This window comes from uncultured Methanobrevibacter sp., assembly GCF_902764455.1.
Lineage (GTDB): Archaea > Methanobacteriota > Methanobacteria > Methanobacteriales > Methanobacteriaceae > Methanocatella.
In genome coordinates this window covers 24911-38481 of record NZ_CACWVY010000016.1, presented here as the reverse complement: position 1 = coordinate 38481, position 13571 = coordinate 24911, and the positions used below count along the sequence as shown (strand labels likewise).

At 31.1% G+C, this 13571-nt stretch carries 8 protein-coding genes; all 8 read right to left on the bottom strand.

What is annotated here, in order from left to right; translation table 11 throughout:
* Positions 1–2: 2 nt before the first annotated feature.
* The 8 genes from QZU75_RS06525 to QZU75_RS06490 all read right to left on the bottom strand — a co-directional run bounded on the left by QZU75_RS06525 (position 3) and on the right by QZU75_RS06490 (position 13570).
* Positions 3–2219: a hypothetical protein gene (locus QZU75_RS06525; protein ID WP_296882436.1), complete on the bottom strand. Its 2217-nt coding sequence runs from the start codon at positions 2217–2219 to the stop codon at positions 3–5.
* Positions 2220–2273: 54 nt separating this feature from the next.
* A complete protein-coding gene (locus QZU75_RS06520) occupies positions 2274–4127 on the bottom strand; it encodes a hypothetical protein (RefSeq protein ID WP_296882435.1) in 1854 nt (617 codons plus the stop codon).
* Between the two features lie 96 nt (positions 4128–4223).
* The gene (locus QZU75_RS06515) at positions 4224–5798 is read right to left on the bottom strand and encodes a hypothetical protein (RefSeq protein WP_296882433.1); all 1575 of its coding nucleotides are present in this window, start codon (positions 5796–5798) and stop codon (positions 4224–4226) included.
* A gap of 82 nt (positions 5799–5880) precedes the next feature.
* Positions 5881–7446 (bottom strand): hypothetical protein, encoded by a 1566-nt coding sequence (locus tag QZU75_RS06510; protein WP_296882432.1) that lies wholly within the window; start codon positions 7444–7446, stop codon positions 5881–5883.
* Between the two features lie 149 nt (positions 7447–7595).
* Positions 7596–9047 carry a hypothetical protein gene (locus QZU75_RS06505; protein ID WP_296882431.1) on the bottom strand — a complete coding sequence of 484 codons (1452 nt, stop codon included), beginning with the start codon at positions 9045–9047 and terminating at the stop codon, positions 7596–7598.
* Positions 9048–9274: 227 nt separating this feature from the next.
* Complete coding sequence (locus QZU75_RS06500; RefSeq protein WP_296882430.1) at positions 9275–11461, bottom strand: right-handed parallel beta-helix repeat-containing protein; 2187 nt, start codon at positions 11459–11461, stop codon at positions 9275–9277.
* Positions 11462–11604: 143 nt separating this feature from the next.
* Positions 11605–12204 (bottom strand): class I SAM-dependent methyltransferase, encoded by a 600-nt coding sequence (locus tag QZU75_RS06495; RefSeq protein ID WP_296882428.1) that lies wholly within the window; start codon positions 12202–12204, stop codon positions 11605–11607.
* Between the two features lie 7 nt (positions 12205–12211).
* Positions 12212–13570 carry a glycosyltransferase family 2 protein gene (locus QZU75_RS06490; protein WP_296882426.1) on the bottom strand — a complete coding sequence of 453 codons (1359 nt, stop codon included), beginning with the start codon at positions 13568–13570 and terminating at the stop codon, positions 12212–12214.
* Position 13571 lies beyond the last annotated feature (1 nt).

Here is a 13571-nt window from a genome sequence, read left to right as displayed (position 1 = left end):
CATTATTTTTGAACTTTATCAGTTTTTTTAACTGTGTCTTTTAGGTATGTTGCCTGATATGTTACTTTTTTACCTGCCTTGAGTTTTTTTAAGACATTGGATTTGATGGTGACTTTTGCTATTCCTTTTGAGTTTGTTTTTGCTTTGTATATTTTGCCGTTGAATTTAAAAGTCACTGTCTTTCCTTTAATTGCTTTTGAATTTTTTAAAGTTGCCTGCAGGGTAAGTTTTTTTGCGGATTTTTTGAATTTAACGCTTTTAAGTGTTACAATATGATTAACAATTAATTTATCGGTCACTTTTACATTTCCATATCTGGCTGTAATTGTGTATTTTCCAGGTTTTAATTTAGGAATATTTACTTTTGCAGTACCATATGCATCTGTTTTTGCTTTAATTGTGGTAGAACCAATTTTTACAGTAATTGGAGTGTTTTTTGCAACTGGTTTTGAATTGATACCAAGAACGTCCACTTCGAGTTTTTTAGCTTCATTGTAGAACATGACTTCAACTCTTATATACAAATCTCTTCCGTCTTCAAACCTGATTTCATTACTTGCATTTTCCAATCCGTAATTGCTGTTGCAGACTGCTTCAAGGCAGTATTTGCCTTCTTTTAGTGTTATGAAGCGTATTTCTGCGCCGCCGTATGTCAAGTTAACACATTCGTATAGCTCATTATTTACATACAATGAAAAATTGCCTTTGGCATCTTCAGGAAGCAGGGTTTTTACAGTGTAGATTGAATTCAAATAATATCTTCCGTCATAGGATTCTTCAAATTCTATGGATGTTAGGCTAATTTGCTCGTAGGATTCAAAAACTCCGTAATTTGTATTAGTGATAGTTTTTATCTTAATGTCTCCTACTTTTGGTGATTTGAAATTAATTTCTGCAGTGCTTCCTGTAATGTTTACGCTATCTGCAAATTTGTATTCTTCACCGTCCAGTACATAAAGAGAAAAGTTTCCTATAGTATCTCTTGGAAGAGTTATTCCAATTATGCAGTTGGATATTTTCTGGTTTTTGTAGATGTCTAAAGTCAAATTGTACAGATTATATATTTCAGGATCAGTATTTCCATTAAAACTGCAATTTGAAATCAAACCTCCGTAAACTGCACTTCCAAATTCAGTGGCCGTATTGTTTATGAAGGTGGAGTTAGCTATTCCTAAATCAATATTTTCACAGGCATATACTGCTCCTCCGTTTTTCGCACGTGATGATGTGAATTTGGAATTTTCGATTTTTCCCTGTATGCTGTCCCAGTATATTGATCCTCCCAGATTTGAATAACAGTTCATAAAATCACAGTTACTGACGGTACTGTTGATTTCAGCACCGAAATATCTAAGAAATTCAAAATCTGATGTGATGTAATCTCTGCCGATGTAAATTGCACCCCCCTTTTTGGCATTGCAATTTAAAAAACTACAATTATTAATGACTCCCTGTGAGTTAAAATAATAATATGTAAAATCCATGTCAATATCTTCTGACATGTACGGATAAAAGTAAACTGCTCCTCCGTTGTTTTTGGCTGTACAGTTTATGAAATTACAGCTGTCAATAATTCCATTTTTTGTATAGTCATAAAAACACATTGCACCTCCGTTGTTTTTGGCTGTACAGTTTATGAAATTGCAGTTTATAATCTTTGAGTTACACACTCCATATTTAACGCCATGGCCTCCGTCGGAGTACATATAACCTCTTTCAAAATAAATTGCTCCGCTTTCATCTGCTTGACAATTTATAAAAGTACAGTTGTCTACATAGGTGGATGAATAAATATTGCTCTCATAATCTAAAGCTATTGCACCGCCATTTTTTGAATTTCCATTTTTAAAGATTATGTTTTTTAAAATTACTGTATCTGGTGTTTGTACCTTAAATATTCTTGAAGCAGAATTAGAATCTAATATATGCCCATCCCCATCAATGGTTATTGATTTTGATATGGTAATTTCTCCGCCGGATTTTGAATTTGCATAATTTTTATCTAATTTTAAAGTTCCTGCATCAGGAGTGTTTTTAATTAAATCGGATAATTCCTGAAATGTTCCCTCTTCATTTTCACTTAAAATTTCATCTGTAGAAGATTCGATTTGCAAATCTTTGCTGACAGTCAGATTATCTGATGTGATGTTTTCATCAGCTGCACTAACTGCTCCTATTGTTAGAATTAGTAATAATATACTTATTAAGATTTTTTTCATTTGCCGCCTCCTTTCATTATGATTAACAGGTTTAAAAATAAGGAGTTTTAATCCTTATTTTTGAACTTTAACAGTTTTTTTAACTGTGTCTTTTAGGTATGTTGCCTGATATGTTACTTTTTTACCTGCCTTGAGTTTTTTTAAGACATTGGATTTGATGATGACTTTTGCAATTCCTTTTGAGTTTGTTTTTGCTTTGTAGGTTTTTCCGTTGAACTTGAAGGTTACCTGCTTGTTTTTGAGTTGTGTGTTGCCTTTTTTCAATGTTGCCTGTAAAGTTAGTTTTTTAGCTGATTTTTGGACTTTAACAGTTTTAAGGATAACAAAGTGATCTACGGTTATTTTCATGCTTTTTTTACCAGATCCGTAGTTTGTTTTCCACACGGCAGTGATAGTGTTTTTTCCTGGTTTGTCAAATATGTTAGGCAGTGTTATTTTAGTGGTTTGTTTGGTAATTTTGACGCTTTTATACAATTTCTTGTTTGCATAAATGGAAAATGTTCCGGTTACCTTTTTGCCGCTTTTTAAAGTGAAAGTTTCTTTATTGTACGGGTCCACTCCTATCCATTTGTAAAATTCAACTTTTGCAGGTATTACGTTGAATGAGGTAACTGCTTTTCCATTTCCATTGTTTGTATTGTAGATTACTTTGACATATTGTTTTCCTGTTTTTGTATAGGGAATGTTGATTTTTGCATTATTATTTGCAATGTCTGCACGGGCAAAGAATTTGTAGTTCTTGCCGTCAGTACTGGTGTATGCAGTAATGTTTCCTGTTGTATTTGCAGAAAATATGAAATTGATTGGATAGTTGGAGTTTACAAAGAGGTCATTGAATTTTGCAAGTTGTGGTTTGTTTAGATAAAACACTTCCCTGATTGTTTTTGCAGGACGTGTCTTGTCGCCGGAATATTTTACTTCTAATGTGTGATATCCTTTAGACATGGATATCCTGTTCAGCCAGATTGGGGCGCAGTCAAATAGCATTCCATCATAATAATTTGGAGAGTTTGTGTATCGTGTAGCTTCGAGATCGTCATTTGGATTATAATTTATGTTTACTCCATCTATGAACACGGTAATTTTGTTTGTAACGCCAATGAAAAAGAGGAAGTCATTTTCATTGACATATTTTGTTAGATTTCCATGGTCATAGAGATAAAAACTATAATCTTTTGTGAAGTTTGCCTTTTTTGTAATATTTCCGTAATTGCCGGAATATGTTATTTCCAAATTATATGTGCCATATTTCAAATTGTCCAATTCATAAATAATGCTTTTGGTATCGTATCCTAAAATATAATCTACATTATAACGTTTTTTTGTTCCGTTAATATTGATTGAAACGGTTCCTGTTGCATCTTCAGGCATTTCAACTTTAATATTCTCGTAATCATACATTATTTCTTTAAAAACCAATGCAACATTGCTTATTTCAAATGGAAGTGTCTGATTGAAAGGTTTATAGTAGTCATCTCCGGAATAGTACAGCTTGCAGGTATGATTTCCAATGTCATAATTTCTCACATCAAAAAAAAGTGATTGAGGGTAACTGTTTGTAAGGTCTATACTTTCTAGGAATTCATCATCAATATAACAGGACAGGTTTCCTGTGATGTCCTCATAGTTTGAAGTGCTGTAGATAACCATCAAGTTCTGATTTTTGAGTATTTCATTTTGATAACAGGACAGTTGAATGTCTGGGTCGTGAGTTCCGGTTGAATTGTGTGATAGTGTTTCACCCTCTTCCAGACTTATGGCCTCACCATTATTTTCATTGATGTTAGATAATTGAATATTCGAATTTTGACTGTCGGTTAGATTATCTGATATTATATTATTATCAGCTGCACTGACAGTACTTATCGTTATAATTACTAATAATAAAGCTATTAAAATTTTTTTCATTTTAAAACTTCCAAACTTTGGTTGAATATATTTATTTTGGTGATAACTAATATATTTTACAGATTAAAAAATAAGTTAAATAAGGAGTATTCGTCCTTATTTTGATACTTTAACGGTTTTTTTGACAGTGTCTTTTAGGTATGTTGCCTGATATGTTATCTTTTTACCCACTTTGAGTTTGGACAATATTGATTTTGGAATTGTTACCTTTGCAATTCCTTTTGAGTTTGTTTTTGCTTTGTAGGTTTTTCCGTTGAACTTGAAGGTTACTGTTTTTCCTTTAATCGCTTTTGAGTTTTTAAGGGTTGCCTGCAATGTTAATTTTTTTACAGATTTTTTAACAGTAACTGTTTTAAGTGTTACAACATGTTTTACAACCAATTTAACATTAATATCAATATTTAACTCATCTATGTATACATTTAATGTATGAATTCCGGGTTTTAGGTTATTTGGAACCTTGTATGTTATTTTTCCTTTATTTTTTGTGTTTTTCCATACTCTGGTATCCCAATTGTCATCTATCATAAACCCTGTTTCATATTTTGTACCTACTGCTTTCCCGTCAGTTCCGTAAATTTTAAAATTACAAGTTAAACTATCTTTGTAATATACACTAATTGTTTTAGGGGTTACTTTAGGCTGATGCACTACAGTAAAGGTTTTATATTCACTTTGAGAAGGAGAATCAGCACTTCCTTTATAATTGATCTTTACAGTATGGTTTCCATAGGATAGGGAACCTATTTTTGCATAAAAATAAATGTATTCATAGTCAAGCACAATGCGTTTTGAATAAAATTTGACAGGTTTGCCATCAACTTCAACTGTTATTTTGGATTTAATGCTTTTTGGGATATAAATTTCCAAATCATCTCCTTTTCTAACTTCATCTGCGCAATTTAACTCATAAATTAAATTAACTATACCTGTTTTGTTAATGTTAATAGAATCGTCATTATATGTTGCGGTCAATGTTGTAGGCTTATGGATATTGAGAGGTTCACTGAAAGTATAAAATTGTCCGCTTTTATCTAATTTTATTGCATAATCGGAAATTGCATCATATCTGCCAATTGGGAAATATATTTCGTAATCGTAATCTGATAAATTCAGGATTCTTTTTACTCCATTTACATAAAGAGTTAAGTTCCCTTTTATGTCATTTAGATACTTTATGGTTACTGTGGATATTGCGGAATCTTTTGTATCTGTATAATGGTTATATTCAATGGGGACATTTGTTGGAAACTCAATAATCATTGGAGTTATGTTTATTGTTCCTGTTTTTGTTGCAGGTAAATAATTGGCATCTCCTAGATAATTCAATTCGTATTTGTACTCACCTAATGTCAGATTTGCAGCATCAAATATCCAATATTCATCATATTCGTCTTCAAGATACTGGTTTAATGAATTGATTAATGTCTGGTTTACTCCATCAATGGAAATGGAAATATTTGCCTTTGTATCAGTTGGATAATTGTAAATTTCTATAATCTGATTTTGGCATGGAAGAGCTTCAATATATTCATCAACTTGAATATCCCAAGTTTTTTTATCTACATTATCCTCAATCATGTCTGATTCAGTATCAGTTGTGTTGTCTGATGCACTAACAGCACCAATTGTTAAAATTAATAGTAATAAAAATATTAAAATTTTTTTCATTTGCATCCCTTCACAATAATATATTTTAAAGACTGATTATATACTTTGGGAACTTAAAAAAATAGATAAATGATTTAAATCTCTATTTTTGAACTTTAACTGTTTTTTTAACAGTATCTTTCAGGTAAGTTGCCTGATAAGTTACTTTTTTACCTACTTTTAGATTTTTCAAGACAGATTTCGGTATTGTTACTTTTACAATTCCTTTTGAGTTTGTTTTTGCTTTGTAGGTTTTGCTGTTGAACTTGAAGGTTACCTGTTTGTTTTTGATTGGTGATTTACCGTTTTTCAATGTTGCCTGTAAAGTTAGTTTTTTAGCTGATTTTTTGATAGTGACTGTTTTTAGAGCAATAACGTGTTTAACAGTCAATTTTTTGGTTGTTGTTTTACCTAATGATGCAATGCTTAGTTTATATGTTCCAGGAATTTGTGTCACTTTAAATCTGGCTATTCCATTTTTGGCAGTCAGCGTTTTAAATGTTTTTCCATTCACTTTTACAACGACCTTTTCGCAATTTGCCAATTCTCCTTCATGCCCGTATACTTTGATAGAATAATATGAATTTGCATTGTATACTGTATTTAAGTTTGAAGCGATTATTTCAGGGCCGGTAGTGATGTTGTATATGCTGTGCCAGTTTAATCCTTTATTTGCAGTGTTGTTTTTGAAGTAATAATCCAGTAATCTTGGATTTTTGCCTTTAAAGAAAATTGCGCCTCCGTCCCATTTGGCGATACAGTTTGTAAATGATGAGTTTTTAACACTGCAATTTGCATGAGTTGATAATATGGCACCTCCGCTAAATCCGCTTGCAATACATTTTGTAAAAAAGGAATTTTCAATATTCCAATTGTCACCATTTGAATAAATTGCACCTCCTCCGGCATATGAAGTGCACTGGATAAATGTACAGCAGTTTATATTCCAATCATTGCTTGTCACCTTTATCTCATTAATGTAGTAACTGCTGAGTGTATAGATTGCACCTCCATAATATCTTGCACTGCACTGATTAAATGTAGAATTCGATATGTTCCAGCATTTTCCTTTTGTGTAAATAGCGCCGCCAGTATTTGCACTGCATTTTATAAATGTGGAGTTTGTCACACTCCAATAATTTCCAATGCTGTTTATTGCACCCCCAATGCCTTCTTCTTCTGTGAAAATTGTATCTGTTTTACAGTTTGTAAAGGTGGAATTTATAATGTGGCAGTTATCACCTTTTGCATTAATTGCACCTCCTGAAATGCTATAATATCCATTTTTAAAATTAATATTTTTTAGAGTTACATTGGATGCCTCAATGTTGAATATTCTGGATGAGAAGTTTGCATCTAAAGTGTGTCCTTTACCATCAATAGTAATTGATTTTGTAATGCTTATTCCTTCTTCTAAAATTAATTCATCTTTTATATAATCTTTATCTAATTCCAAAGTATCCGAATCATTATTTATTAATTCAGACAGTTCAGAAAATGTTCCCTGCGGATTTTCATTTAAACTTTCTTCATTATTATCTGCTGATAAATGATTAGTTAAATATTCATCTGATGTTGTATCATCTGAGGTCATGTTTTTATCAGCTGCACTAACTGCTCCTATTGCTAAAATAAGTAATAATATAGCTATTAAAATTTTAGTTTTCACAAAAAAACTCCTGTAATTTTAATTCATATATTATGTAATATTTTGTACATGCTTAATATATTTTAAGCATTCAGTCAAAATTAATTCCGGAGATAATCAAAAATCAATTTTGACAAAAATAAAAAAAGAATCCTATTGTTTAATAGGATTTATTTATCTTGTTTTTCCATTTCGATTTCTTTTAGGATTTGATCCACCAATTCAGAAGATGTTTCTTCCTCACTGTCTGTACTTTGCAATTCTTTTTGAATTGTATTGTCCATTGGAATTTCTTCTTCCTGAATAGGCCTATCAAGCATTGAATTAATTTCATCCAGTGTTAAATCTTCAAGTTCTGATTCAATACTGTTCATGTAATCATCATCAGGTTCATATGGGCTTCCATATGGGTTAGTGATATTTTCAGGACTCTCCTGTTTTTTAGTTGTTTTATTCGTATTCAAACTAACCGGTAATGCAGTTTTGTCTGTTTTAAACCAGATGCCTATGAAAATTATTGTAAGCAGGTAAAAGACTAGCAGATTGCCATATAGGAATCTGTTTTCATTTAACGGACTTGTTATGAGCACTCCAATTATATTTAAAAGATTTGGAACATAAACTAAAAACAATTCTTTTGATCGGGTTATATAATACATGAATCCCAGCAATATGATTGCCAAATACATGTATAATGCAGGACTGTTGAATAGTGTATCTAAAACCGTATTGTTTTTAAAGGCAAGCGCATATGAATTTACTGCATTGTAATTATGTTGTCCAAGTTTTGGCGAAGTTAAACTTTCATAACTTTCTTTTGGAGTTTGGTTAATGTCTTTAAAGTATTTGTCCCGTGCCTCTTTAAGATGGGCTCCGTCTTCAAAAATGTAATAAACCTGTCCGTCCCAGTTTGCATTTCTTGTAATTCCAAATACCATCGCTTTTGTTTTTAAATCATGAGTGCCTGATTTTTGCATGTCGTCCACATCATAAATAACATTTAATGAAGCAATTAACAGTATGCAAACTATCGCTATGGCCGGCAATATTAAAAATATCTTGTTGTCTCTATTTTTTCTAAATAAGTATAATGTAATAACAATTAATGAAATAACTCCAATTAAAAGGCCATGTGGGCTTAATTGGGAAGTAATTGCAATTGTAACTGCCATAATTATTGCAAATTTTAAATCAATTTGTCCTTGCTTGTCAATCATCATCTTGATTAAAAAGCATAAAAACAGCAATCCATAACTGAATAAGATTTCTTTCCATAAAGTAATGGAATAAACTGCATTTATTGGAATTAAACAAATAATTAATGTTACTATAAATTGTGCGATGAATTGGTTACTGCTTTCGGATGAATCGTCACGATGATATTTGCAGATTACTGTCCAAATTGTGGAAAATACTAATATCTGAAAAATAGCAATATATAATGGGCTGCCAAATATTTTGAGAAATATCATTTCAATAAAAGTATGGAAAAATGGCTGACCATTGTTAAATTCACCGGTTGCAATTTGATGTAATTGATTAAATGATTCTGTAGTTAATATTCCAGGATTATATATGAACAGATACATAAAAAAGATAAGAATTGGAACTATAAAAATCATTAAATCTCTGTAATTAATTTTTTTTGGATTTGAATTGATTTCCAATTTATGCAAATAACTCATCATAAATAGTATTATTGTTTTTAAGAATATATAATAATTTTTATTGGCTGCCTTTCATGAATTGTTTAAGGTGCAAATTTAAAATTTTTTTACAATGAGAGTTTTATATTATGTGATTTTTAAAGATTTAATTTAAAAAAATAGAAATGTAGATGTGGGTACATCTACTTAATGGTTATTTTAACATTTTTAGATAATGGATTGTAGAATTTATTTCCACCATATTTAATTGTTGCAGTAAGTTTACCTTTTTTAGTTATTTTAAGGTTGAATGTTGCCTGACCTTTAGCGTTGGTAGTAGCAGAGTATGTTTTACCATTAACTTTTAAGGTAACTTTTGTTTTTGTCATAACCTTGTTCTGGTTGGTTTTTAAAGTTATGGTGTATTTTTTGGTTGCTTTAACTTTGTATGTTTTTGCAGCTGCAGTTAATTTTACATTTGCTTTTTTAATGGTAATTTTAACGGTTGCAGATGCACTTGTATATTTGTCATTGCCTGCGAAAGTAAGTTTTGCAGGATATGCTGCAGGAGCTATTGAATTTGTTGAGAATTTTGCCTGTCCGTTTGCTTTTGTAGTGGTGCTTAAAGTTTTACCTGTTAATGAAAGAACTACTTTTACAAGGCTTACAACATTTCCGTTTTCATCTTTTAAAGTAGCAACAAGATATTTGTTTCCGTTATAAACGGTAGTTACTGGAGATGCTTCAAATATTGTTTCAAGTTTTCCGCTGTCAGGGTCTGCGGTATATGTATTGCCGATAAATTGAGGATCACCGTCCCATTTAATTACTCCATCAGACCTTTTAGTACCGACAAAAGTATTTTTAGTCACTTTTGGATTGGTACCTTTACCATATATTGAAGATCCGGTTGTAGCAGTATTTTTTGAAAATTCATTGTTGATAATATTTGCATTTGCACTGTCAATAAATATTGCTCCGCCGCTCCTTCCTTTATTATTGGTTATGGTGTTGTTATTTATGGTTGCTTTAGCACCTGATACATAAATTGCACCACCGTTATCACCTGCAGTATTGTCTGCCAGTTGGTTATTTTCAATAGTGGATGAAGCTCCGTTTAAACCTATTGCACCTCCAAAAGAGGATTTTGATGTTGCTTTTTTAATTATATTGTTGGTAATTTTTGCATTGTCTCCTTTAAGGAATACTGCTCCTCCTGCATTTTTTGAAGTGGAGGTGATAATTTCATTGTCTGAAACGCTAATGTAATTACCTTTAATATTCATTGATCCGCCTGCATCATTTGTAGCTATGTTATTGGAAAATTTATTGTTTGAAATAATTGAGTTAGTTCCTTCAAGATAAAATGCTCCGCCTTGTCTGTAAGCGGTATTGTCTGTGAATGTGTTATTGATTATTTTGTTATTTTTATCTCCTATAACTCTCATAGCACCGCCGATTCCTGCTGTACTAAGTGATTTTGAATCAATTGCCTTGTTGCTTGTAAATATGTTGTTGGCAACAGTTGAATCTTTTGCATTTAAACCAACTGCCCCTCCATATACAGCAGTGTTTCCTGTAAAAATATTGTTGCTGATTTCATTTCTTTGAGCTTTTGTTTCAACGGTTGTACCTTCCATGTCAACGGCTCCGCCGTCACGGCCAGCTTTATTATTTTTAAAAGTATTGTTCCTAATAATGTTGTCATTACCTAAGGTAAGAACAGCTCCTCCTAAACTTTCTGTTGCTTCATTGTTTGTGAAAATACAATTTGTTATTAATGCATTATTTCCGCTGATAGAAATTGCACCTCCAACACCTTTTGCTTTATTCCCACTGAATGTACTGTCTTTTATAACAATATTATTGGCATTGTTACTGGCTATTGCACCGCCTGTACTTCCAACAATTTTGTTGTTTATAAATGTACAGTTTTGTATAAAGAGTTCTGCACCGGCATTTTGTATTGCACCGCCAGCACCGTCAGTATATCCGTTAACAAAATTAATATTCATTAATGTTACTTTTTTTGCATCTGCACTGATGTAAAATATTTTTGAAGCCTGTTTTCCGTCTAAAGTATGACCGGTACCGTCAACAGTTATCTGGTTGTTGATACTCATTACTTTACGCTCAGCTCCATTGTAGGAATAATTTTTATCTAAAACTACTGTATCTCCATCAGAGCATTTCCAAAATGTATTCTGTAATTCTACAAATGTTCCTTCTTCATTTTCATTAGTTCCATCATCAGATAATATATTATTATCCACGCTATCAATTGTATCATCTATTTCACTAATAATTTGAATATCAGAATTTTCTGCTGAAACCGCAGAAATAGAAATGATGAATGCTAATGAAAACAATATAAATATTTTATAATTCATCTTTTATCACCATTTATATAGTTAATAATTAGTTTTTTTTAAGATATAAAGATTTATATGATTATTCAATAATGGTGGGGATAATTGTATGTTATATGCGATGATGGCTGTTATATTTTAGGTGTCTGAGAGTTTAAAATTAATTATTTTTGTAATTTTTTAAGGATTAAATCTACTTTATGTTCCATTAAGTCCATTCTGTTGTTCAGCTCATCTGTGGTTGTATTTAATGGTTTTTTGGCTACTAAAAAGCTGTCATACCATGGATCTGAGATTTTATCAAAATTGGTTCCAAATTCAATAACCTGAAAATTGATGTATTTTGCCATTGCCTTCATTGCAGTATCGTTAAATCTGTAGCAGTCATAGGGATTTTTATGAACAGGGCCGGTACTTGGAACAATAATGAAGAATAACCCTCCCGGTTTTAAAACTCTTTTTACTTCTTCAAGGGTTAACCAGAAATATTCAATGTGTTCAAATGCCTGGCCTGTAATGACTAAATCATAGCTTCCATCTTCAATTTCTTTCCAGTTATATGGACTTTTAACAACAATATCAATATTGTTTCCCTCTCTTAAATCAAGGCCATGATATGTCCATTTTTTTTCATTTAAGATTAAACCGTAATTATAATTTCCATCCTTATCAAATGATCCGATATCAAGTATTTTCAACTCATCATCTGGATTAAGATAAGTCTCTTTAAAGTATTGCATTTTTAAATATGAGCTTTTGTGCATGTTATCACTAAAATATATTTTTTAATTTCCATAATATTGATGATTTTACTTTATCATTTTCTTTTTTAAGTATGTCACATTTTTCGTATATTTTAACATTGTCCTTTTTTAAATAAATATTTTCATCATTTATTATGTTCATATTAAATTTAACATCTTTTAATTCTTCTTCCAGTTTTGATTTGTCATTGGTTAATTTTGAATTTGCGCTACTTGCATATTCATATTTTTTCTTTAATTCAATATTTTCCTCATTCAAGTTTTCATTATTTTTTTCAAGCACTATATTTTCACGGTATAACGATTTGTATTTGTCATTTAAAGTTAAATTTGCAGAATAAAGTTTTTCATTTAATATTTTTAAGTTGCTTTCATCTTCTTTTAAAAAATTGTTTGAAATGATGGTGAGTAATTTAAAATTATCATATTTTCCTTTAGACATATTCTCAAAGTACTGTTTATAATATTTATTATTTTTAAAAACTTCTTTATCTGCTAAATTTTTAAATAAATCTGAATTAAATAAGTCATGAAGCATAGTTTTGTTACTTGCAACATTTGTTCTTATTGTTTGTGAAGTAAAAAATCTGATGTGCTGATAAATTACTTTTTCCTGAACCTGTAACGGCACCTCAAATTTATCGTATAAGTCACAAACTAATGTGTAGGCTTTTACAAGTCCTTTCAAATATTTTTCGCTGATGTCAAAAGTAACAGAATTGTTTGAGAGAATCCTGTAATAAACATAGAAATTATTGAGGGTAATTATTTTTTTTGAATTGAGCAGTGTTTCCATTAGAAAAACCAGATCCTCACCTGAAATTCCTTCGGGGAATCTGATGTCATTGTCAATTAGTAATTTCCTTTTAAACAATTTTGCAGATATTGCAGGTTGGATATCAAGAACTTCCGAAGTTTTCATATCTTTTAACAGTCTGCCTTCACCATAATTCAATGGAGGATTGTGCTGATGGATTCCGTCAAAAACATTAATCTGACCTCCAATGGCGATATCTATGTCTGTTGAAGCTATTGAATCGTATAATCTTTCACAGGCATTGCGCAGTAATTTATCATCACCGTCCAGGAATAAAACATAGTCTGCTGTGGCATGTTCTAAACCAATATTTCGGGGTTTTCCAGCATATCCTGTGTTTGAATCTGTTTTAAAGACTGAAACATTTTTATATTTTTCTGATAATTCAGTGATGATATCAAATGTATGGTCAGTTGAATTGTCATCTACAAATATTATTTCAATGTTATCAAAACTTAATGTCTGGTTTTTCATTGATTCAAACGCACATTCAATTTTGTCCTCCAGATTAAATGTAGGAACTATAATGGATATTTTATATCGGTTCAAA